Annotated in this window: 19 protein-coding genes; all 19 read right to left on the reverse strand. The window is 65.6% G+C overall.

Translation table 11 applies throughout. The annotated features are described in order from the left end of the window. Positions 1–651, reverse strand: a complete 651-nt coding sequence (locus ACXJKM_RS02465; protein WP_056203349.1) for an MlaC/ttg2D family ABC transporter substrate-binding protein — start codon at positions 649–651, stop codon at positions 1–3. A gap of 88 nt (positions 652–739) precedes the next feature. Beyond that, positions 740–1,600, reverse strand: a complete 861-nt coding sequence (locus tag ACXJKM_RS02470; protein WP_235532086.1) for an MlaA family lipoprotein — start codon at positions 1,598–1,600, stop codon at positions 740–742. Continuing rightward, positions 1,597–2,097 carry an outer membrane lipid asymmetry maintenance protein MlaD gene (mlaD, locus tag ACXJKM_RS02475; protein WP_457350026.1) on the reverse strand — a complete coding sequence of 167 codons (501 nt, stop codon included), beginning with the start codon at positions 2,095–2,097 and terminating at the stop codon, positions 1,597–1,599. Before mlaD ends, ACXJKM_RS02470 begins: the two co-directional genes overlap by 4 nt. A gap of 12 nt (positions 2,098–2,109) precedes the next feature. Continuing rightward, positions 2,110–2,889 (reverse strand): lipid asymmetry maintenance ABC transporter permease subunit MlaE, encoded by a 780-nt coding sequence (gene mlaE / locus ACXJKM_RS02480; protein WP_457350028.1) that lies wholly within the window; start codon positions 2,887–2,889, stop codon positions 2,110–2,112. Then, complete coding sequence (locus ACXJKM_RS02485; RefSeq protein ID WP_457324266.1) at positions 2,886–3,689, reverse strand: ABC transporter ATP-binding protein; 804 nt, start codon at positions 3,687–3,689, stop codon at positions 2,886–2,888. Before ACXJKM_RS02485 ends, mlaE begins: the two co-directional genes overlap by 4 nt. Before the next feature lie 88 nt (positions 3,690–3,777). Further along, positions 3,778–4,437, reverse strand: a complete 660-nt coding sequence (locus tag ACXJKM_RS02490) for an energy transducer TonB (RefSeq protein WP_056203336.1) — start codon at positions 4,435–4,437, stop codon at positions 3,778–3,780. Next, entirely contained in the window at positions 4,416–7,931 is a 3,516-nt protein-coding gene (locus ACXJKM_RS02495) for a pilus assembly protein (protein ID WP_457350031.1), read from the reverse strand. Before ACXJKM_RS02495 ends, ACXJKM_RS02490 begins: the two co-directional genes overlap by 22 nt. A gap of 19 nt (positions 7,932–7,950) precedes the next feature. Beyond that, the gene (locus ACXJKM_RS02500) at positions 7,951–8,550 is read right to left on the reverse strand and encodes a hypothetical protein (RefSeq protein WP_056203330.1); all 600 of its coding nucleotides are present in this window, start codon (positions 8,548–8,550) and stop codon (positions 7,951–7,953) included. 69 nt (positions 8,551–8,619) lie between these two features. Beyond that, positions 8,620–9,705, reverse strand: a complete 1,086-nt coding sequence (locus tag ACXJKM_RS02505) for a PilW family protein (protein ID WP_457350033.1) — start codon at positions 9,703–9,705, stop codon at positions 8,620–8,622. A 20-nt stretch (positions 9,706–9,725) separates the two neighbouring features. Next, on the reverse strand, positions 9,726–10,133 hold the full coding sequence (pilV, locus tag ACXJKM_RS02510) for a type IV pilus modification protein PilV (protein WP_056203324.1): 408 nt from the start codon (positions 10,131–10,133) through the stop codon (positions 9,726–9,728). A 25-nt stretch (positions 10,134–10,158) separates the two neighbouring features. Beyond that, positions 10,159–10,770 carry a GspH/FimT family pseudopilin gene (locus ACXJKM_RS02515; RefSeq protein WP_157282067.1) on the reverse strand — a complete coding sequence of 204 codons (612 nt, stop codon included), beginning with the start codon at positions 10,768–10,770 and terminating at the stop codon, positions 10,159–10,161. A 7-nt stretch (positions 10,771–10,777) separates the two neighbouring features. After that, complete coding sequence (locus tag ACXJKM_RS02520) at positions 10,778–11,245, reverse strand: type IV pilin protein (RefSeq protein ID WP_457350036.1); 468 nt, start codon at positions 11,243–11,245, stop codon at positions 10,778–10,780. Between the two features lie 242 nt (positions 11,246–11,487). Then, positions 11,488–12,963 (reverse strand): glutamate synthase subunit beta, encoded by a 1,476-nt coding sequence (locus tag ACXJKM_RS02525; protein ID WP_056203317.1) that lies wholly within the window; start codon positions 12,961–12,963, stop codon positions 11,488–11,490. An 11-nt stretch (positions 12,964–12,974) separates the two neighbouring features. Next, complete coding sequence (locus tag ACXJKM_RS02530; RefSeq protein WP_056203634.1) at positions 12,975–17,738, reverse strand: glutamate synthase-related protein; 4,764 nt, start codon at positions 17,736–17,738, stop codon at positions 12,975–12,977. Positions 17,739–17,867: 129 nt separating this feature from the next. After that, positions 17,868–18,593: an REP-associated tyrosine transposase gene (locus ACXJKM_RS02535; protein WP_056203306.1), complete on the reverse strand. Its 726-nt coding sequence runs from the start codon at positions 18,591–18,593 to the stop codon at positions 17,868–17,870. 79 nt (positions 18,594–18,672) lie between these two features. Beyond that, the gene (locus ACXJKM_RS02540) at positions 18,673–19,809 is read right to left on the reverse strand and encodes a deoxyguanosinetriphosphate triphosphohydrolase (RefSeq protein ID WP_457350039.1); all 1,137 of its coding nucleotides are present in this window, start codon (positions 19,807–19,809) and stop codon (positions 18,673–18,675) included. 1 nt (position 19,810) lies between these two features. Beyond that, entirely contained in the window at positions 19,811–20,905 is a 1,095-nt protein-coding gene (aroB, locus tag ACXJKM_RS02545) for a 3-dehydroquinate synthase (RefSeq protein ID WP_056203301.1), read from the reverse strand. Between the two features lie 57 nt (positions 20,906–20,962). Then, positions 20,963–21,556 (reverse strand): shikimate kinase, encoded by a 594-nt coding sequence (locus ACXJKM_RS02550; protein ID WP_056203298.1) that lies wholly within the window; start codon positions 21,554–21,556, stop codon positions 20,963–20,965. Further along, complete coding sequence (locus ACXJKM_RS02555) at positions 21,522–23,693, reverse strand: beta strand repeat-containing protein (RefSeq protein WP_157282031.1); 2,172 nt, start codon at positions 23,691–23,693, stop codon at positions 21,522–21,524. Before ACXJKM_RS02555 ends, ACXJKM_RS02550 begins: the two co-directional genes overlap by 35 nt. Between the last annotated feature and the right edge of the window lie 9 nt (positions 23,694–23,702).

Genomic DNA, 23,702 nt, shown 5'->3' on the forward strand with positions numbered 1-23,702 from the left:
TCAGCCCTTCGCGGCGGGAGCGCCGGCCTTGGCGTTCTTGTCCGCCAGGCTCTTGATCAGGCCGTCGATGCCGTTGGCGCCGATCTCCTGGGCGAAGCTGTTGCGGTACTGGTCCGCCAGCCAGATGCCCAGCACATTGACGTCATAGATCTTCCACTCGGCACCGGCCTTCTCCAGGCGATAGTCGAGCTGGATGGCATCGCCCTTGCCACGGATCTCGGTCTTCACGACGACCTCGGTGTCGGTCGGCTGGGCGCGCAGCGGCTTCAGGCCGATGGTCTGGTCCTTCACCTGCGTCAGCGCGCCGGCATAGGTGCGCACCAGCAGGGTCTTGAACTCGGCCTGCAGCTTGGTCTGCTGCTCCGGCGTGGCCTGGCGCCAGAAGCGGCCGACGGCCGATGCCGTCATGCGCTGGAAGTTGACGTGAGGCATCACCTTGGCGTCGACCAGGGCGATGATCTTGTTGACATTGCCGGCCTGGATGTCCTTGTCGGCCTTGACGGCCTCGATGGTTTCCAGGGACAGCTGGCGGATCAGCTGGTCGGGCGTGCCGCCATCGGCCGCATGGGCGCCATGCACGAGGCCAAGGCTCAAGGTCGCCAGGGTGGCCACGGTGAGCAGGCGGCGGCGCAGGGATTTCAGCACAGTCATGGTTTCGCTTTCTCTGAACGGGACGGGCGCTCAACGCGCCAGTCCGGATTTTGGTTGGCTCTCGGGACGTAACCGTTCGCGTGCGGATTCACCGCGCCGCTGCAGAGGCAGGCTCGGCAGGCTTCTTCACGTTCGCCGCGGGTTCGGACGCCGCAGGCTCGGGCGCTGAAGCTGCGGTGGTCGCTGCCGAAGCGCCGTTGCCCGGCACGAGCACCTCGACCTCGTCGTCATCATCGAAGCTGCCGCGGCGTTGCAGATAGGCGTCGCGGTAAAAGGTGTATTTGTCCAACGCAATGCCATCGAGCATTTCACCGGCACGCAGGAAGTTGGAGCGCGTGTTGACGAGGCTCAGCGCGGTAATTGCGACCTTCTTGCGGCCATCGTCGAAGATCACGCCCGGCGAGGCCTGCCAGTCCACCGGCAAGGCCAGCGAGTCGCGCACCGAGGACGGGCCGAACAAGGGCCAGACGATATAGGCACCCGTGCCCATGCCCCATTTGCCCAGCGTCTTGCCGAAGTCCTGGCTGTTCTTCTCCAGGCCCGCTTCGGTGGCGATATCCAGCACGCCAGCCAGGCCGAGCGTCGAGTTGACGGCAAAGCGCATGCCCTGCTCCACACCGGCCTTGAAACGACCCTGCAGGAACAGATTGATCGCCGACCAAGCGTCGCCGATGTTGCCGAAGAAGTTGTCGACGCCGGTACGGATGGGCGCAGGCACGATCTCGGTATAGGCGGTCGCGACGGGCTTGAGCACGTTCTCGTCCAGCTTCTCATTGAAGGCGAAGACCTTGCGGTTCCAGGATTCCCAGGGATCCAGCCGCTGGCCCTTGGAGCCCATGACCTTGTCGACAGCCCGCTCGATGCGCGTGCCGACACCCTTGACGGTCTGGCAACCCGCCAGGCTCAGGGCCAGGACAAACAGGGCCAGCATGCGGACGATACGGTTCACGGCTTGCTCCCCGAGGCAGGTACTGCCGCTGCGGCGCTGCCCATGTCCGACGCCTTGCTGTTGATGAACTGGCCAATGAGGTTTTCCAGCACCACGGCGCTCTGCGTCTGCCTGATGATGTCGCCGCTGGCGAGGTTCTTCTCATCCGCACCCGGCTCCAGGCCGATGTACTGCTCGCCCAGCAGGCCCGAGGTCAGGATCTTGGCCGAACTGTCCTTGGGGAACTGCGTGTTCTTGTACATATTGAGCAGCACCTTGGCCTGGAAGGTCTTGTCGTCGAAGCTGATCGACTCGACACGGCCGACGACGACGCCGGCGCTCTTGACCGCGGCGTTAGGCTTCAGGCCGCCGATGTTGTCAAAACGCGCCGACACCTGGTAGGTGGCATCGAAATTGAGGCTCAACAGGTTGCCAGCCTTGAGCGCGAGGAACAGCAGCGCAGCGCCGCCGATCAGCACGAACAGGCCCACCCAGGCGTCATATCGAGAGGATTGCATCCTTCCTTCTCCCTAAATCGAAAACATCATGGCGGTCAGCGTGAAGTCCAGGGCCAGCACGGCCAGCGACGACAGCACGACGGTACGCGTGGTCGCTGCCGACACGCCCTCGGGCGTGGGCCGGCAACCATAGCCCTGAAGCAGCGCGATGAAGGTGACCGTCACGCCGAACACCAGGCTCTTGATGACACCGTTGCCGACGTCCTTGAACACATCCACGCCGCCTTGCATTTGCGACCAGAAGGCACCGGGGTCGATGCCCAGCAGCGGCACGTCAACCAGCCAGCCGCCCATGATGCCAACCGCCGAGAAGACCGCGGCCAGCAAGGGCATCGCGATCAGCCCACCCCAGAAGCGCGGCGCCAGCACACGCTGCACCGGGTCCACGGCCATCATCTCCATCGCGGTGAGCTGCTCGCCGGCCTTCATCAGGCCGATCTCGGCGGTCAGCGACGTCCCGGCGCGGCCCGCGAACAGCAGCGCCGTGACCACCGGCCCGAGCTCGCGCACCAGGCTCAGCGCAGTCAGTAGGCCCACCGCTTCCCGGGAGCCGTAGCGCTGCAGCGCGTAGTCGCCCTGCAGGGCCAGCACGGAGCCAACGAACAGGCCCGACACGCCGATGATGAGCAGCGAGCGATTGCCCAGATAGAAGAGCTGCTCGCGCACGAGCACGAAACGCATCAGCGCCCGGGGCGAACAGGCGAGCAGTGCGCCGAACAGGCGCGCGGCGGCACCCAAATCGGCGAGCAGCATGCGCACGCTCAAGCCCAGGTTGGCGGCCAGCGCCATCATGACGCCACCCCGAAGTCCTCGGCCACCGGCACGGCAGGCTGGTGAAAACGCACCGGCCCGTCAGGCTCGGCACCCACGAACTGCCGCACCAGCGGGTCATCGCTGTGGCGCAGCTCGTCCGGCGTGCCCTGGGCGACGATGCGGCCATTGGCCACCATCGCCACCTCGTCGGCGATCTCGAAGGTCTCGTGCAGGTCGTGCGAGACGATGATGCTGGTCAGGCCGAGGGCGTCGTTCAGATCGCGGATCAACCGGGCAGCCACGCCCAGCGAGATCGGGTCCAGGCCGGCGAAGGGCTCGTCGTACAGCACCAGGTCCGGGTCCAGCGCGATCGCACGGGCCAGGGCCACGCGCCGGGCCATGCCGCCGGAGACTTCGCTGGGCAGCAGGTCACGCGCACCGCGCAGGCCGACGGCATTGAGTTTCATCAGCACCAGGTCGCGGATCATGGCCTCGGGCAGGTCGGTGTGCTCGCGCAGCGGGAAGGCCACGTTCTCGAAGACGCTGAGGTCGGTGAACAGCGCGCCGAACTGGAACAGCATGCCCATGCGCCGGCGCACGGCGTACAGGCCGTCCAGGTCCAGCGGCGCCAGGTCCTGGCCGTCGAACAGCACCTGGCCGCTCATGGGCCTGAGCTGGCGGCCAAGCAGGCGCAGCACGGTGGTCTTGCCGCCACCCGAAGTGCCGATCAGCGCCAGCACCTTGCCGCGCTCCAGCTTCAGGTTGACGCCGTCCAGCACCACGCGGTCGCCGTAGCCGACGCTGACGTTGCGCAGTTCAATCAGAGGTGCGGTTGCCAAGGGATTCACGCAGGCAGGCTGCAAGCCGGGGGCGGGAGAAAGGGCGCCATGATAGGGGAAACACCAAGCCTTCCCGCACGCCCGGCCTTCAAGGCGGAGCGGCGACTTTCTCCGACTCGAAGTTCACCTCGATGCGCATCCAGGACTTGACCGCCTGGCCATTCAGCTGACCGGGGCTGAAATCGGTTGCCATGAAAGCCTGCCGCGCCGTCTCGAACAGCGGCTCGGGCAGCACGGCGTCGCCGTCGGGCTCGACGCGCTCGACCCGCCCCTGCTCGTCCAGGTAGAGCTTGAGGATGGCGTTGTAGGACCGCCGCACCGGCCAGTTGAGAGGCCATTGCAGCAGCACGGGCGTGCGCGCCACGGGCCCGACGCTGAGCAGCGCCCGCGGCACATAGACGGCCGGCTCAACGACAGACGCCGCGGGTTGCGGCGAGGGCTCACGGGAAATCTCAGGCGGAAGGGGCGACGGCACCGTCGCCGGGCCAGAGATGGCGGCCGCAGGCGACGGTTGCTCGGCGGCCGCCGCAATCGGCGTGACGGCAGGCGCGGCCACGTACCGCACCTTCAGCGCCGCCGGCGCGTCGGTAGGCTTGGGCAGCAGCTGGTCCCGCTTCCAGTCGCTCAGCGCCTGCGCCCCGGAGGCGAGCAGCGCGAGGTGTGCCAGCGCCGCCCCGGCCAGGCACCACCACGGCGCCCGTACCGAGCCGCTGGCGCCTGCGCCTCTCAGTTCATCAGCTCGCGCCATGAGGTGCGCCGCAGGGTGCCCGGCGGCAGGTTGATCGGGTCAGCACCTGTGCGAGGGACGTTCTTGCCGTCGACCTGCTGCACCAGGGTCAGCAGCTTGCCGGTGGAGCTGACGATGGTCGTGATACCCGCCACCAGCGTCGTGCTGGAATAGGTCAGCAGCGGCTTGCCGGAACCGACGTCCAGGTAGTAGAGCCAGGAAGTGCCGCCGGGCGAGCAGACAGTCGGCTGCGGAATGTTGGTGGCGACGATGAGCTGGTTGAGCTGCTGGTCGAAGTCGACGCTGACACGTTCGCCGGCGCTGAGGCTGAGATCGACGTACCAGCCCTTTTGCGTCGCCCAGTTGATGGTCGCGCCGTTCTCCAGGCCGCTGCGGTCGGCTTTCAGCGTCTGCTGGACCATGTTGGCATTGCTGCGCAGCGCGCCCAGGCCAGACACCGCCAGGTCGTCCTTGAAGCTGTAGATGGACTGCAGCGAGGTGTCGCCAACGTCCCCGGTGCCCAGGTAGCGTCCCGTAGCCACCGAAACGATCGGGTATTTGTAGTTGCCATCAATGATCTCGCTCAGCACAGGTTTGGTCGTGATGGGCTGGTTGCTACCCGTCTGGCCCAGCAGCATGCTTTCCTTGCCGGCCGGGCCGTAGTTGTCGTCAAAGTCGAAGCGCCAGACGTTGCCGAGCATGTCGGCGCCATACACCCGCGATGCGACGCCGAGCTTGTCGTCATCCACCCAGGCGTTGATCTTGCCCAGGTTGCTGGGGTCGCTGGGGCTGCCGACACTGGTCCCGGCCTTGATCTTGCTCGTTGCATCCACCAGCGCGCCCGTGACGGCGTCCACCACGTACAGATAGCCCACGCCCGAAGCGTTGTTATAGCCCGAGGTGAACATCACGACCCATTTGCCGGCCTTGTTCTTGGTGATGATGGGGTTGCCGTAGCTGTAGCCCAGGTCGCCGTCAGTGGCGTACTCCCACAGGGCCTTGGGAGAGACGGGATCGGTAATGTCCAGCGCGTAGTAGCCCTTGCCGCCCTTGCCCAGGCCGCCCACCAGGATAGTGCGCCACTTCGTGCCGTCATACACATCGCCCACCACCGGCGCGCCGTCGACGAAGAAGCGGTGGTTGGATTCATAGTTGGCGTCCGCCAGCATGTACATGTTCGACATGACCATGGACGGCACATAGGCCCACAGCTCGGTGCCGCTCGTGGCATCTGCCACGTTGTCTTTGTCCACCACTTTGATGGCGTGCAGCATGCCGTCGTTGGCGCCCACATAAAGTACGCCAGGCCGCTTGGTGCCGGCGAACGCGGTGTAGCCGGCATCGCTCAAGCTCATGGGCGACTGCTTCACGTAGACCGGTGCGCCGTTGACGATGTCGCCCAAGGGACCGGCGCGGGTGCGGAACACCTTGTCGGCATCGGCGCTGGCAGACTGTTCGTAGGTGGTGGCGCCAAGCAGGTAACTGACGAGGTTGGCGGTCGTGGCCTTGAGCTTGGCGCCCGGGTCCATCGTTGCGCACTGACTCAGCTGACTCGCCCCGACGCATGGGTCCGGAAATTTGCTGATCTTGCCGGCGGTGGTCAGATTGGCCACGGTGAAATCGACGAGGCTGTTGCTGCCGTTGTTGAACAGGATGGTGCGCGAGGCCTGGGCCTTGATGCGATCGGCGGCCGACCAGATCGGCGTGCCCGGGTTGATCACGGCGCCGGTGCCGGTGTCGATCTTGAACGCATTGACGGTGCCGTCCCAGGTCTTGGTGGTGTACAGGGGGATGAACAACCAGTCGTCGCCCGCCGACGGTGTCAGCGAACTGGTGGCCGCCGCGGCCGAACTGCCCGTGGCCGCGTCGATGCGGGTCAGCGCATCCACGAGGCTGGCGGCCATTTCCGACGCGTTGTTGGCGCTGTAGTAGGTGCCGCGCCCGTTGACGGCGGCATGCCAGAGATCGTCGACGGCCGTCAGCGTGTTGGACTTCGGCTCGGGCCAGACCTTGTTGCCCTGCTTGATGTCGAAAAAGTCGCCGCTCCTCTGGGTTTCGTAATTCTTGTCGTAGGTCAAGGTCCCGCTCAAGCCCAGGCCCATCGCGAACGTGGTCATGTGCTGGGCCTGGTTGTTGTCCTTGGTGTCGACCGGCACGATGTTCGCGCAGACGTCCTGGTTGGCGACCGAGCCCGTGCAGTTGCCCAGCGCCGAGGTGCGCAGGTCGTTGACGTAGTAGTACTGGGCCACGTCGGCCAGCGTGTCGGCGTAGCCGGCGCCGCCGTTGCCCTCATCGCGCATCGGCCGCGCCACCGACGCGCCCGCATCGGTGTTGCCGATACCCACGGTGCCGGCCAGGTCCTTGTGCGTGATGCTGCCCTCGTTCCAGTAGCCGTCCGTCGAGAGGATGGTGTAGTTGCGCTGGCAGGCGTACTGCATCGGGTCGCTCTGCCCGCTCAGCTTGTTGGCGAAATAGCGCCCCGCCCGCGCCAATGCCGGCCGCAGCGGCGTGGCGCTGTTGCCCGACGTGCCGTACAGGCGGGTGAAGAAGTCGGTCTTCTGCGTACCGCCGTCGAAGTCACGGATGTTCAGGAAGCCCGTGCCGTCGGCGCCGTTATTGGCGTACTCGCTGATCTTGGAGAAGCCGACGCGAAACCGCGTGGCGTCGATCCTGGCGAAGGCCATGCCGGCACCGGCCCGCATGGCCAGCATGCGGGTGCGGTAGTAGGAGAACCAGTTGGCATAGTTCTGCTTCTGCGCCGCGGTCGCGTTCTGGGCGCGCACGACGTCGAAGTCGGGGCCCGAGCAGCTGCTGCCCGTTTTCCCGGCCTTGGGCGTCGCCCAGAGGAAGGAGCCATAGTCACCCTCGGTCTTGGTCGTGGTGACGGTTTTTTGGATGGAGCAGCTATTGGCTACGTTGTTCTTGCAGGTCTTGCCGGGTGCATTGATGCGCGCGTACGACGTCACGACGCTGGTCGTCGTGTTGCTGGCACTGTCGTAGTTCGACGTGGAGCCGCTGCCGGGAATGCTACAAGCGGGATCGTTTCTGGCGCCGCACACCGCGGAGGTGGCCGACTGATCGGGGTTGCCGACGGTCGCCCCGACGACACTGGGCGTTTCCGGGTTGTCGTTGCTCAGGTTGACGGTGCTCGAGCCGCTCACGTAGCCGTCGTTCCAGGCGGCCGTGAAAGTGGCGTCCGTCATCGACGTGCCATTGGATCTCAAGGGCGCCGGATAGCTGCGGTTGGGATCGTAGAAGATCTTGTTGGCACCGACCCAGCCGAAGCACACGTCGCCGGTCGGCGCGTCGTCGGGCAGGTAGTTGTTACTCATGGAGCCCGAGTCGTCGAGCACGAACATCAGGTTGGCGCGCACCAGCGTGCCATTGGTCGTGCTGGCCAGCGGCCGGTCGGCCAGATCGGCGAGCCCGGCGGCGCTGGCCGTCAACGCGGCCAGGAGCAGGGGCAGGCCCCCAACCATCCACCGCAACCCAGGGAGAAAAGAGGTCGTTTTCATGCTTGATCTCCTGCGTGGCTTACAGCTGGACCATGGTTTCGGTGAACGAGACGGTGCCGCGCGCACTGGTGGCGCGCACGACGATGCGGTAGTACTGGGAATTCGTGACGATGGTCTGTGCCTTGCCGTCCTTGTAGCTCTGCACGCCCTTGTTGCCCCCGCCCGTGAGCGCCGAACCGGTGGGCACTGCGCAGTCGACTGCCGACGGTGCACCTTCACCCGCGCAAAGCCGCGTGATGATGTAGCGCGCCGTATTCGCGCCACCATTGAGGCTGATCTGGGCAGACGGGCTCACACAGGTGCCAAAGCTACCCGCCGCGTAAAGCGAGCAGGCGCCGCCGCCGGTCCAATCCACCACTGCTCGCGCGTTGCTGGTGGAACCCTGACCAGTCATGTCCAGCGAGTCGCGACTGCTGGCGTAGTAGCCGGCGGCGGCCCGGTCGTTGTGCAGATTCGTGCCGGCATTGGCGTTCAGGTAGGCCACGGCCGATTCAGCGGCCTGGCTGGCCGCCGACGTTGCATCTTGCTTGAACCCGAGGTTGCCAATGACCAGCGAGCTGGTGTCCACCGACCGCACCAGCGCCACCGCGGCCAGAGAGATGACCACGAGGGCGATCAATGCAAATATCAGCGAGATCCCCCGCTGCCGGCGGGTCGCCGTTGTCCTGGTTGCGTGGCAGTCCGTCATTTAATTTTGTCCCCAGATCACGTTGCGCAGGGGTGCCGTCACCTCGAACACCGAGTAGCGGTAGTGCTTCCAGTCCGGCACGCCGCTGACCACCAGGTCCAGGCAATTGCTGCTGCCGCACGTGGTGGCACCGGTGACGGTGGTTGCCTTGCCTACATCCCACTTCGGCGCGGCCACGGTCACTTCGTCCTTCTGGTAGCTGCCGCTGCGAGCGACGAGTGCGAGCCGCACGGCCAGCACCTGCCGCCAGCCGGCGTTGGTGGTGGGCGTCACGTTGTCGTAGGTGTCCACGACGCGGTCGGCGTTGGTGTCCTTGCCATACAGGGCGCGCAGGTAGACGATCTGCGGGAACAGCTCCTGCGACTGCATCCCGCCCGTGGCCAGGTCCAGGGTCTGCTGTTGCAGGTTGTAGTTGGCATCCACCGCGAAGGTGCGCAGCACCAGTTGACCCGCGTTGATCAGCCGATCGCCCGCAAGATAGCCCGCAGCCGGCGCCACCTGCGCGCCGCTGTTCCAGGGCGACGCGCCATGCACGACCTGGTTGCTGTTGGCGATCTCTGTCACCTGGTAGGCGCCGCACCAGTTGGTGGCGGAGTTGCTGGCGGGCACGGCGATCACGATGTCGCTCACCGAGATCCCCACCGCCGACCGAAGGGTGAATCGACCCGCGGTGATCGGGTGATTGACGCTCACGATCGCCGGCACGGCATAGGCACGGCTGGACGACATGACCGTGACGCTGTCCGGAGCGCCATTGGCCCCTGCGGCGATCACCACCGGCGTGAGCGTCCAGTTGAAGGCGCCCGTACTCGTATGGTTGGCAACGACCGGGCAGCCGAGCGCGGGCAGATCATCGATGAGGCCGTAGCCGGCCATCTGGATTTCGCGCTGCAGCGTGTACAGCCCCAGGGCGCCATTGACCTGGGCATCGGCACCACCGGTCGTCACGCGCTTCTGCCCTTCGGCGAAGGACAGCACCTGGGCGGTGACCAGCACGACGACCAGGCCCAGCAGCAGCCCGATCATCAGCTCGATGAGCGTCGCGCCGCGCACGGCCGTCCGGCAGGGGGGCAGTTTGGAATTCAAGACCATCACGACAGCGGCCCTCAGTTGATGGACGAGGCCATCGTGAATCGATTGGTCGACTCACCAGCCGCCGTCCAGCGGATCTCGATGGACACCGCCCCCGTGGCCGCCACGGTCACCGTGGACTCGCCGTTGGGGAGTCGGGCCGCCACGCGGGCCTGCCAGTCCTGACAGGCCGCCCCGCAACTGGCCGTGGCGTAGGCGTTGAGGCCGGTGCGGTCGGTCCACATCTCGCCGAGCAACTGCTGGGCGAGGAAGGCCGCCTCGGCCCGGAAGGTGGCGGACGTCTGTGCGCGCGTCATGGCCCCTTGCAGCCCGACGACGCCCAGCACGCCCATCGCGCAGATCAGCAGCGCGACCAGGGCTTCAAGCATCGCAAAGCCGGTGTGCTGGCCGCGGCCAGCCTTCAGGTTCGAGCTTGCTTTCATGCCTTGGACTCCATGGTGCAGCGGGTCAGCATTTGCGCGGATCACTGCTGGCGGTGACCTTGGGCTCGCACATGCGGATGGCGCCGCCGGTCCCCACGACGATGCGCAGCGCGCGGAAGTCATCGCCAGGGACGCTGTTGTCGATGTTCAGCGTGGTCAGCGTGGCCACAGGGGTAAGGTCTACGGGGCGGCCGAAGCCGTTGAACACGACGAACGCAGCGTCACCGCCGGCGGCATCGTCCCCCTGCACCACGACCGATTGGCTGCCGCTGCCGGTGGCATGCTTGTCCAGGATGCGGGGGGCTGTCGTGTCGCTGACCGCGGTCGCGCACTTGCCTGCCGGGTCGTCAAGGCTGACCACCCACGACATGCCGTCCTCTTTAACCGCGCAGCTGTTGTCCATCACCGCCGAGTTGCTCAGGGTGACGAGCGAGAAGCGCACATTGGTGTTGCGCCGCATCGCCTCGGCGCGGGCGCGCTGCAGGCCAGCCTGCAGGGACGTGGCCACGTTGCGGATCTGGGTGTTGCGTATCCAGGCGCTGGCGCTGGGCATCACGGCCATGAGCAGCAACGCCATCAAGGCGACCACAACCACCAGCTCGATCAAGGTAACGCCCCTCAGGGCCGGCCGCTTCATGTTCACCTCAGCACTCGCTGCCCTTGGCGAGCCAGCAGTTCTTGCCGGTCATCGCCGCGCCCTTGAAGGTGGTCGTGGCCTGCACGTTGGCTTCGTTGATGGTGTACACATGCCCCAGCGACACCGTGCCCGTCTTGCCGGTGGCCGTGAGGGTGTAGCCCTGCCCGGAGCTGGTCAGGCTGCAGGCATAGGTGAAGTTCTTGGCGCCGGTGGGAACGAAAGTCTTCCAGCTCGGGGCGGCCGCGGCGTCGACGCAGGTCGTGGTCCCGTAGTTGCGGTTGTCCTGGTAGTACTGTTCCATCTTGACCCGGTAGTCCGCCAGCTGCGAGAAGCTTTCGGACAGGGAGCCGCGGCGCACGTAGTCCTTGTATTGCGGGACTGCCACCGCTGCCAGGATGCCCACAATGGCCACCGCGATCATGAGCTCGATCAGCGTGAAGCCACGTTGAACCTGAGGAGACGCGAATTGGGACATGGGCAGTTCCTGTGGAGCGGCGACGAGGCGATGAGCGCCGGGTAGAAGGACCATCAAGTGGTCGTTTCGGGGCATTCTGCGGCAGCGCCGGCGTGAATGTCGTGCAAAACTGCGCACCTCGACACTGCTTCTCGACGGGCGTCCATGCCGCCGCGACGAACGGCATGCCCCCGTAAGTAATTGCTACGGCGCCATGAAAAACGCGACCCGGAGGTCGCGTTGCAGGAGGCGAGGCGGCGTGCTCAGCGCGGCAGCGTCGTCGAACCCATCAGGTATTCATCCACCGCACGCGCGGCCTGGCGGCCTTCGCGGATGGCCCATACCACCAGGCTCTGGCCGCGGCGCATGTCGCCGGCGGCGAAGACCTTGTCGACATTGGTCTTGTAGGCGCTGGCACCTTCGGTCGAGGCCTTGCCGTTGCCACGCGCATCCTTGTCGACGCCGAAGGCCTCCAGGATGGTGGCGACCGGCGACACGAAGCCCATCGCCAGGAAGGCCATGTCGGCCTTGAGGATCTGCTCGCTGCCTTCGACCTCGGTCATCTTGCCGCCCTGCCATTGCAGGCGCACGGTCTTGACGCCAGTCAGCTTGCCCTTCTCACCGATGAATTCCTTGGTGGCGATGGCGAACTCGCGCTCGCAACCTTCTTCATGGCTGGACGAGGTGCGCAGCTTGATCGGCCAGTAGGGCCAGGTCAGCGGGCGGTCTTCCACTTCGGGCGGCTGGGGCAACAGCTCGAACTGCGTGACGCTCTTGGCGCCGTGGCGGTTGCTCGTTCCGACGCAATCGCTGCCGGTGTCGCCGCCACCGATGACGATGACGTGCTTGCCGTCGGCGCGCAACTGGTTCTTCAGCTTGTCGCCGGCGTTGATCTTGTTCTGCTGCGGCAGGAATTCCATCGCGAAGTGCACGCCGGACAGCTCCCGGCCCGGCACGGGCAGGTCGCGCGACTGCTCGGCGCCGCCGGTCAGCACGATGGCGTCGAACTGGCTCTTCAGCTCGCCGGCGCTGATCGTTTCCTTGGCCCAGTTGGTGACCTTGCTGCCTTCGGGCAGGGCGGCGACCATCACGCCGGTGCGGAACTCGACGCCCTCGGCCTTCATCTGCTCGACCCGGCGGTCGATGTGGGACTTCTCCATCTTGAAGTCCGGGATGCCGTAGCGCAGCAGGCCGCCGACTCGGTCGTTCTTCTCGAAGACGGTGACGCTATGGCCGACGCGGGCCAGTTGCTGCGCCGCCGCGAGACCGGCCGGGCCGGCGCCGACGACGGCCACCTTCTTGCCGGTCCGCACCTTGGCCGGCTGGGCCGTGACCCAGCCCTCGGCCCAGGCGCGGTCAATGATGGCGTGCTCGATGGACTTGATGCCGACCGCGTCGTCATTGACGTTCAGCGTGCAGGCCGCCTCGCAGGGCGCGGGGCAGATGCGGCCGGTGAACTCGGGGAAGTTGTTGGTGCTGTGCAGCACGACGATGGCGTTCTTCCAGTCCTCCGGCCGGCCCTTGTAGACCAGGTCGTTGAAGTCCGGGATGACGTTGTTGACCGGGCATCCGCTGTTGCAGAACGGCGTGCCGCAGTCCATGCAGCGCGCGCCCTGCTGCTTCGCCTGCTCGACGTTCAGGCCGATGACGAATTCCTTGTAGTTCTTGACGCGGGCGGGCGCGGGCTCGTAGCCCTCTTCCAGACGCTCGTATTCCATGAAGCCGGTGACTTTTCCCATGCTCCCTCTCCTCAGGCCTTGGCGGTGACGGCTTCAGGCGCCTTGGCCTGAGCGATGGTTTGTGCGGCTTCCTTGGCGGCGTTGATCTCGCCCAGCGCGCGGCGGTATTCGTTCGGGAACACCTTGATGAACTTGCCGCGCGACTCGGCCCAGTGGTCGAGGATGTCGCGGGCGCGCTGGCTGCCGGTCCAGCGGTGGTGGTCTTCCAGCAGCTTCTTCAGGATGGCCTCGTCGGTCTGGGCCTCGCGGTCCACGCCGTCGACACCCTTGGTGCGGTGCCAGATGGCCTTGTCGACGCTGGCTTCCTGCTCCTGCGCCGTAGCGAGCTTCTCCAGCGACACCATGCTGGTGTTGCAGCGCTTGGCGAAGTGGCCGTCCTCATCAAACACGTAGGCGATGCCGCCGCTCATGCCGGCGGCGAAGTTGCGGCCGGTCTTGCCGAGCACGGCGACGGTGCCGCCGGTCATGTACTCGCAGCCATGGTCGCCCGTGCCCTCGACGACGGCCGTGGCGCCCGACAGGCGCACCGCGAAGCGCTCGCCGGCGACGCCACGGAAGAAGGCCTCGCCGCGCGTCGCGCCATACAGCGCGGTGTTGCCGACGATGATGTTCTTGGTCGCGTCGCCGCGGAAGTCGATGCTGGGGCGCACGACGATGCGGCCGCCCGACATGCCCTTGCCGGTGTAGTCGTTGGCGTCACCGATCAGGTAGAAGGTGATGCCATGCGCCAGGAAGGCGCCGAAGCTCTGGCCGCCGGTGCCTTCCATCTGGATGAAGATGGTGTGGTCGGGCAGGCCCTCGGGCTTGCGGCGGATCAGCTCGCCGGACAGGCGTGCACCCACCGAGCGGCGCACGTTGCTGACCTCCTGCATGAACTGCACCTTCTCGCCCTTCTCGAAGGCGGGCAGGCACTTCTCGATCAGCTTGACGTCCAGTGCGCGCTCCAGGCCATGGTCCTGCACATCGTTGTGGATGCGGGCCACGTCAGCGGGCACATTGGGACGGTGGAAGATGCGGGCGAAATCCAGGCCCTTGGCCTTCCAGTGCGAGACGGCCTTCTTGGTGTCCAGCCAATCACTGCGACCAATCAGTTCGTCGAACTTGCGCACGCCCAGCTGGGCCATGATCTGGCGCGCTTCCTCGGCAACGAAGAAGAAGTAGTTGACGACGTGCTCGGGGCGGCCGGTGAACTTCTTGCGCAGCACCGGGTCCTGCGTGGCCACACCTACAGGGCAGGTGTTCAGGTGGCACTTGCGCATCATGATGCAGCCCTCGGCCACCAGCGGTGCGGTGGCGAAGCCGAACTCGTCGGCGCCCAGCAGCGCGCCGATGACGACGTCGCGGCCGGTCTTCATCTGGCCGTCAGCCTGCACGCGCACGCGGCCACGCAGGCGGTTCAGCACCAGGGTCTGCTGCGCTTCGGCCAGGCCCAGCTCCCAGGGCGTGCCGCAGTGCTTGATGGAACTCCACGGCGAGGCGCCCGTGCCGCCGTCATGGCCGGCGATGACGATGTGGTCGGCCTTGCACTTGGCCACGCCGGTGGCCACCGTGCCCACGCCGACTTCGGACACCAGCTTGACCGACACGTCCGCCTTGGGGTTGACGTTCTTCAGGTCGTGGATGAGCTGGGCCAGGTCCTCGATGGAATAGATGTCGTGGTGGGGCGGCGGGCTGATGAGGCCCACGCCCGGCACCGAGTGGCGCAGCATGCCGATGTACTCGGACACCTTGCCGCCGGGCAGCTGGCCGCCCTCGCCGGGCTTGGCGCCCTGGGCCATCTTGATCTGGATCTGGTCGGCGCTGACCAGGTACTCGGTCGTCACGCCGAAGCGGCCCGAGGCCACCTGCTTGATCTTGGAGCGCAGGCTGTCGTTTTCCTTCAGCTCGTAGTCGACGGCGATGACCTTGCCGTCGATCACGTCGCTGATCTTGGTACCAGCGGTGATCTTGATGCCCTTGAGCTCATTGCGGTAGCGGGCCGGGTCTTCGCCGCCCTCACCCGTGTTGCTCTTGCCGCCGATGCGGTTCATCGCCACGGCCAGCGTGGCGTGGGCCTCGGTGGAGATGGAGCCCAGCGACATGGCACCGGTGGCGAAGCGCTTGACGATGTCGGCAGCCGACTCGACCTCTTCCAGCGGCACGGCCTTGGTCGGGTCGAACTTGAACTCGAACAGGCCGCGCAGCGTCATGTGGCGCTTGCTCTGATCGTTGATGAGCTGGGCGTAGTCCTTGTAGGTTTCGAACTTGCCCGAGCGCGCCGCGTGCTGCAGCTTGGCGATGGCGTCGGGCGTCCACATATGCTCCTCGCCGCGGGTGCGCCAGGCGTACTCGCCACCGGTCTCCAGCATGCTGTCCAGCAGTGGGTCGTCGCTGAAGGCCGCCTCGTGCATGCGGATGGCCTCTTCGGCCACCTCGAACACGCCGATGCCGCCGACCTGCGTGGCGGTGCCGCGGAAGTACTTCTCGACGAAGTCAGGCTTCAGGCCGATGGCCTCGAAGATCTGCGCGCCGCAGTAGGACATATAGGTCGAGATGCCCATCTTGGACATGATCTTGGACAGACCCTTGCCCACGGCCTTGATGTAGTTGTAGCGGGCCTGTTCGGCGGTCAGCTTGGGCGGCAGCTCGTCCTTCATGGCCTCGAGCGTTTCCAGCGCGAGGTAGGGGTGGACGGCTTCGGCGCCATACCCGGCCAGCACGGCGAAGTGGTGCACCTCGCGGGCGGTGCCGGTCTCGACAACCAGGCCGGCCGTCGTGCGCAGGCCTTCACGCACCAGGTGGTGGTGGACGGCGGACAGGGCCAGCAGCGCTGGAATCGCGATGCGGTCCTGGCTCAGATGGCGGTCCGTGATGATGAGGATGTTGTGACCGGTCTTGATGGCGTCAACCGCCGAGGCGCACAGCGAGGCGAGCTGCGCTTCCACGCCGGCGCGGCCCCAGTCACGCGGGTAAGTGATGTCCAGCTCACTGGGCTTGAACTTGCCGTTGGTGGGTTTCTCGATGCCGCGCAGGCGCGCCATGTCGTCGAAGTCGAGGATGGGCTGGCTGACTTCCAGGCGCATCGGCGGGTTGATGGCGTTGATGTCCAGCAGGTTCGGCTTCGGGCCGATGAAGCTGTTCAGCGACATCACGATGTTCTCGCGGATCGGGTCGATCGGCGGGTTCGTGACCTGGGCAAAGAGCTGCTTGAAGTAGTTGTAGAGCGGCTTGTTCTTGCCCGACAGCACCGCGAGCGGCGAGTCGTTGCCCATGGAGCCGATGCCCTCCTCGCCATTGGCGGCCATGGGAGCGAGCAGGAACTTGATGTCTTCCTGCGTGGTGCCGAAGGCCTGCTGGCGGTCCAGCAACGTCGTCGTGAAGCCGGGGCGGGCCGTGTCGGGCACGGCGATGTCGTCCAGCTTGACGCGAACGTTCTCGATCCACTGGCGGTACGGGCGTGCGTTGGCGAACTGGTTCTTCAGTTCCTCGTCGTCGACGATGCGGCCCTGCTCCAGGTCGATGAGGAACATCTTGCCGGGCTGCAGGCGCCACTTCTTGACGATCTTGGCCTCGGGGATGGGCAGCACGCCGGACTCGGAGGCCATGACGACGAGGTCGTCGTCGGTGATGCAATAACGAGCAGGCCGCAGACCGTTTCTGTCCAGCGCGGCACAGACCTGGCGGCCGTCGGTGAAGGCCATAGCGGCAGGGCCGTCCCACGGCTCCATCATGGCGGCGTGGTATTCGTAGAAGGCACGGCGGCGCTCGTCCATGCCTTCGTGCTGCTCCCAGGCTTCCGGGATCATCATCATGGCCGCGTGGGCGAGCGGGTAGCCGCTCATCGTCAGCAGCTCGATGGCGTTGTCAAAGGTGGCCGTGTCGGACTGGTGCTCGAAGCTGATGGGGTAGAGCTTCTTCAGGTCGTCGCCCAGCACCGGCGACTTCATGACGCCTTCGCGGGCGCGCATCCAGTTGAAGTTGCCCTTGACCGTGTTGATCTCGCCGTTGTGGCAGACCATGCGGTAGGGGTGGGCCAGCGGCCACTCGGGGAAGGTGTTGGTCGAGAAGCGCTGGTGCACTAGCGCGATGGCCGAGACGACGCGCGGGTCGGCCAGGTCCAGGTAGTACTTGCCGACCTGGTCGGCCAGCAGCAGACCCTTGTAGATGACCGTGCGGCAGCTCATGCTGGGCACGTAGTACTCGCGGCTGTGCGTGAGCTTCAAGGCCTGGATGGCGCTGGAGGCCGTCTTGCGGATGACGTAGAGCTTCCGCTCCAGCGCGTCGGGGACGATGATGTCAGTGCCACGGCCGATGAAGATCTGGCGGATCACCGGCTCCTTCTCGCGCACCGTGGGCGACATGGGCATGTCACGGTCCACCGGCACGTCGCGCCAGCCGATCAGCACCTGGCCTTCGGCCTTGATGGCACGGGCCAATTCCTGTTCGCAGGCCAGGCGGGAGGCAGCTTCCTTGGGCAGGAAGATCATGCCGACGCCGTACTCGCCGGGCGGCGGCAGGTTGATGCCCTGCTTGGCCATCTCGGCGCGGTAGTACTCGTCCGGGATCTGGATCAGGATGCCGGCACCGTCGCCCATCAGCTTGTCGGCACCCACTGCACCGCGGTGGTCCAGGTTCTCGAGGATCTTCAGGCCCTGCTGGACGATGTGGTGCGCCTTGTGGCCTTTGATGTGTGCCACGAACCCGAGGCCGCAGGCGTCTTTCTCATTGCCCGGCCGGTAGAGCCCGTGCTCGGCTAGGTCTTGGATCTCGGCTTGAATCTGCGCGGCGTGGCTCATAGCGCCCTCCTGGAACACAACAGGGCGGGAGCGTAATGCAGTGCAGCATTTGCGGCAACTTGATTAAATTAGGGTCAGAGTCAATTAATTACCCATCGACGTGGTGAAGTTAAATAAATGGGGCCATAGTCACGCCACTCCGGTTGGCTTGGTTTCCGACGATGCCAGTGGCGTTTTGCGCGGCCGTCCGCGCGGCCGTTTGAGTGCGACTTTCGGGTGGGTGTCGCCCAGCGCCTTCAGGAATGTTGCGCCGCCCACTGGCCGCCCCCGCAACACGGCCTCAGTGAACTGCGCTTGCTCCTGCAGGGTGACACCCTGGTCCATCAACTCGCGATAGGCATGCTCGCGCTCGAAGGGTGTGTTGCCCAGTGACCAATACAGTTCATGCTCCGTGACCAGCGCGCTGCGGTTCAGGCCGAGGTGGTGAGCGGCGCTGGACCAGGGCCATTGCGCCGCGTCCTGGCACAGCCCTGCACGCACCGGATTCAATTCGATGTAGCGGATGCAGGCCAGCAGATGCCGTTCGCCCTCGACCAAGCCTGCCCTGAACCGACCTTCCCAGAGCGTGCCGCTGCGCTGATGACGGGTGTTGAACCAGGCCACGTAGCGGCGGCCGAGCGCTTGCATCATGCGACTGAGAGCGTCCGCAGCGGGCGGCGTCAGCAGCAGGTGAAGGTGGTTGTCCATCAGCACGTAGGCATGGACGGCCACCCCATACTGAGCCGCGACCTCGGTCAATGTGACCAGCATCTGCTGGCGGTCGTGATCGCTGAAGAAGATGGCCTGGCGGTTGTTGCCGCGCAGGATGACGTGGTGAGGCTGACCCGGCAGGATCAATCGAGGTAGACGGGCCATGAATGCATCCTTGTCGGCACAACGGCCTCGGCAGGAGCAGCCAGAATAATCGACTCCGACCCCATTTTGTGGAGTGACGTCAGAAAAGCGTCTTGCCCGTCAACCGCTGATGCTCGCGAATGGCGAACCGGTCGGTCATGCCGGCAATGTAGTCAGCACAGGCTCGTTCACGATCGGCGCGCTCGGCGAAGTCCGCCGGCATCTGCGTCGCATCGGACGAATAGGCCGCAAAGAGGTCGCGCAGCACCTGCTCGGCGCGGCTGCGCGTGGATTGCACCTGCGGGTGGCGGTAGAGGTTGGCGAAGAGGAAGCGCTTGAGCGCCGTGCTCTTGATGCGCATCTCCGGGCTGAAGCGCAGCAAGGGCTTGTCGGCCCGGCGCACAGCATCGACGTCGCTGGGTGCCGCTTCGTCCAGCGCCGCACGCGTGGCGTCGATGATGTCGTAGACCTGAGCCGACAGCATGCGGCGGATGGTCTCGAACAGCAGGCGCTTGCCGGCCAGGCCCGGATGCGCATCCAGCGACGCCCGCCAATGCTCCCGCACCAGCTCGACATCCAGCAGTTGCTCCAGCTCGATCAGGCCCGAGCGCACGCCATCGTCAACGTCGTGCGCGTTGTAGGCCACCTCGTCGGCCAGATTGCAGAGCTGGGCCTCCAGGCTGGGCTGGCCGCCATGCAGGAAGCGGGTCGCGATGCCGTCAGGTTCAACGGCCTCGATGAGTTCGGCATGCCGTCGCGAGCAGTGCTTGAGGATGCCCTCGCGCGTCTCGAAGCACAGGTTGAGGCCGTCGAAATCCGGATAGCGCTGCTCCAGTTGATCGACGACACGCAGTGATTGCAGGTTGTGCTCGAAGCCGCCATGGGCGCGCATGCACTCGTCCAGCACGTCCTGGCCCGCATGGCCGAACGGCGTGTGGCCGAGGTCATGGGCCAGGGCCACGGCCTCGACCAGGTCTTCGTCCAGGCCCAGGCTGCGTGCGATGGACCGGCCGAGCTGGGCCACTTCCAGAGAATGTGTCAGCCGCGTCCGGAACAGATCGCCCTCGTGGTTGAGGAAGACCTGGGTCTTGTAGACGAGGCGGCGAAACGCCGTGCTGTGGATGATGCGGTCGCGGTCGCGCTGAAATTCGCTGCGCGTGGGTGCGGCTGGCTCGGGCAGGCGGCGGCCGCGGCTGCGCGCCGGGTCAGCGGCGTAGGCCGGACGCGGCGTCGACATCTCAGGCCGCTCCGTACGCTGCCAGTGTTTCCACGATGCGTGCGTCTGGCACCGAGTGCAGGCCGGCTCGGCCGAGCGCCTCGATGAGGACGAAGCGGATCTCACCCGCCTCGGCCTTCTTGTCCACGCGCATCAGCGACAGATAGCGTTCGGCGCCCAGCTTGGGTGGTTGCACCGGCAGCCCTGCCCTCTCGATCAGGCTGCGCAGGCGCTCGACGAAGCCGGCCGGCATCAGCCCCATGCGCTGCGACAGGTCGGCCGCCAGCACCATGCCGCAGGCGACGGCTTCGCCATGCAGCCACGCACCATAGCCGAGGCCCGCTTCGATGGCATGGCCGATGGTGTGGCCGAAGTTCAGGATGGCGCGCAGGCCCTGCTCGCGCTCGTCCTGGCCCACCACGTCGGCCTTGATCTCGCAACTGCGCCGCACCGCATAGCCGAGCACGGCCTTGTCACGCGCCAGCATCGCGTCGAGGTTGTCCTCGATCCAGCACAGGAAACCGGCGTCAGCGATCGGGCCGTACTTGATCACCTCGGCCAGGCCAGCGCGCAATTCGCGGTCCGGCAGGCTGTCCAGGGTGTCCAGGTCGGCGATGACGCGCGCGGGCTGGTAGAAGGCGCCGAGCATGTTCTTGCCCAACGGATGGTTGATCGCCGTCTTGCCGCCCACCGACGAGTCGACCTGAGCCAGCAATGTGGTAGGCACCTGTACGAAGGGCACGCCGCGCATGTAGATGGCCGCCGCGAAACCGGTCATGTCACCGATAACGCCGCCGCCCAGCGCGAACAACACGGTCTTGCGGTCCAGGGCCTGGCCGAGCAGGTGGTCGCAGATGCGGTTCAGGCTGTCCCAATCCTTGTGTTGCTCGCCATCCGACAATACGACCATATCGACGCGACCGTAGACCGCCAGCAGGCGTTCACGCAGGCGAGCGGCGTACAGCGGCGCCACGGTCTCGTTGCTGACAATGACAGCCGTCGCTGCCTTGGGCAGTTGCTGCCAGCTGGCAGGCGCGTCCAGCAGGCCTGAACCGATGCGGATCTCGTAGTTGCGGTCGTCAGGGAGCTGAATGCGGACGGTATCGGTGGCAGGCATGCGGCCAAGTGTAAGAGGCACCTCGCAAGCGGCCCTCCGCCTCCCGTCAAGGCGCCGTCAAAGCGGTTCGGCCCCCACGGTGGCCGCGACGCGGGTCGGGTCCAGTAGGCCCGCCAGCTCCAGCTGCATCAGCGCCATGTTGACGAGGGCATGCACCGAAGGTCGCGCGCTTTCCAGCACATAGTGCGCGCAGCGGCGGTAGAGCGGGTCGCGCTGGTGGTGGAGTTCGCGCAGCTTGGCCAGCGGGTCGCGCACCTGTAGCAGCGGCCGCGTCGTGTCATGGCGCAGACGCCGGAACAGGTCCTCGGGCGTGGAGCGAAGGTAGAGCACCGTCGCACCGCCATGCAGCAGTTCGCGATTGCGCTCTCTCAGCACCGCGCCGCCGCCGGTGGCCAGCACGCGGTCGCCGGGACGTGCGATCAGCTCGGCGATGACCTCGGTCTCAAGGTCCCGAAAAGCGTCCTCACCATGGCGCTCGAAGAACAGCTTGATGCTGCCGCCGATGCGCTGCTCGATTTCATGGTCCGAATCGACAAAAGGCACGCCAATTTGGCGTGCCAGTTGTTTGCCGACGGTGGACTTGCCACCGCCAGGCATGCCCACAAGGGCGATCACGTCACTTCGCGCTGGCGCAGCTGTTGCTGGTGCCATAAGGGCTGACCACGAACGCCGGCGCCGATTCGCTGGAAAGGTCTGCTGCAGCGACCGGCAGTCGTGCGTAGGTGTACAGGTAGTCAACTACGCTTGCCGCGTAGGTCTTGCCTTGAGCGACGCCCTCGGCCACAAGCGCGGAGTAAGACTTGGACGACAGGGACACCGGCACACCAATCGGGTAGTAAGCAGGTGGGCTGAGGACACCCGCAGCCGTGACCGTGATCTTGTAGTCGACCCAAGTACCTAGACTCTTCGGATACTCGAGCTGAAGCACAGCGACGCCGTTTGCATCCGTCCTGGTGGCGCCCACCAGCGTGATCGCGACATCGGACTTGCGTGGATCCAACTGCTTGTTGCCATTCACGTCCTCACCGCCATCGACGACACCGTTCCGATTCAAATCCTCGTTGGGACAAATGGCGTTGAGCTGGCCCACGGTAAACCCCCCGGTACCAATGACGGCCACATAGTCGCCTTGAGGTGTCAGCTCCCAGCGCTTCTTCCCGGCGTTGTATTCCCAGAACCCCTTCGAATAGCTACCCAGATCCAACGACGGGGTGATCTGAACGTCGGCCTTGGGATTGCCAGCTGAATCTACAACGAGCACGACGTACTTTTTCACATACGTCAGACCACCGCCACCGTCACCGATCGAGTTGTCCGTGCCGATCGAGATCGACACCGGATTCGAGACGATGGTCAGCGTCGTGGTAAGCAACTGGCCGCCCGCAGCGACGCAACTGCCAGCCGTGGCGCCGGGCGCGAAGTCGCTGACCTTCCAGCAGGCTTGAATGGTCACGCCGTTCGTCGGGCTGCTGACGGCGCCAGGGGCATAAGTCGTCGAAGCGGTACCCGAAGCATCTGACAGAACGGAGTTTGCCCCAGAGCCAATCTTGCCGGTCCCGTTGTCGCCCGCTGCCGCGAACAGCACGCGGACATTGGAGATGGGCGCATTGCTGCCATCGCGGAAGATGGCACTGACAGTCACCTGGTTGTTGGTGGAGGACGTGTTGACGGTGACGACATCGGCAGACAGGTTCAGTGCCGTCGCGACAGGCGTGGAGCCAGCCACTGGCACCGTCGTGCTGCCGCCTGCGACGGGAATCGTCACGAGCGACTCGCGCCCGCCGGCTACCGCCTTGATCGTCAGATTGGTTCCCGGGGCGTTGGGTGTGGTGTAGGTGAACGTATAGGCGCCATTCAAGTCCGTCGTCCCCGTGGCACTCGTCACGCCGTTGCCGCTGACATTGATAGTCACGCCCGGCATCGGATTGCTGTTCACGTCAGACAGCGTGTATTGGACGGTACCGGCGGCGCCCACCGTCGCAACGGCCGGCACCGGGCTGGCTTGCGAGAAGTTTGCCCCAATGACCTGGAACGCAGCGGTGCGCGTCAAGTTGCCGCTTGTCGCAACGACTGTGATGGTGCGATTCGAGCGGTCCTGCCCGATGTTGACCGTACCGGTTACCTGCCCACTGGCATTTGTAGTGCTGGAGGGTGCGATGAGGAAGGCGCTGGCGTCTGTCACCGACAACTGCACGGGAATGCCCAGCAAGGCGTTTCTATTGCTGTCCACCGCCGTAGCCGTGGCCGTGATCGTTGCGCTGCCCGAGTTGTTGATATTGCTCGCGCTCAGCGTCAACGTCAGGTCATTGGCCTGAGGATTATTGGTCGAAGACTGCTGGACGACATTGAAGGTCACCGCCCGCGTAATAGTGCCCGAGGTCACGGTCAGGGTCACGGGGCGAACCGAAGTGTCGGAGCCCTGGGTGATCGTGGCCGTCAGCTGACCGCTGGCATTGGTCGCTGTCGCGTTATTTGTCGACACCACTGCATTGGCGTTGATTGAAACGGTAACCGGCACGTTGCCGACCGCGGCGCGGTTGGTGTCGATGGACGTCACCGTCGCCGTGATGGAGTCGGACCCCGTGTTCGTCAACGTGGCCTTGTTCAGCACAACGACGAGGTCGGCCGCCACGGCGCTCGCCGCGCCCGACGGGGTGGATGCCGGGGGATCGAAGACCGGTGTTCCGGCGCTTCCACCACCACCGCCACAGGCCGTGAGCGCTGCAGCGAGCACACCACCCAACAACGCGCGAACCGCAGTCCGGCTCCAAACATCAAACTTCAACATCTCTGCTCA

This window comes from Roseateles sp. P5_D6 (genome assembly GCF_054049415.1).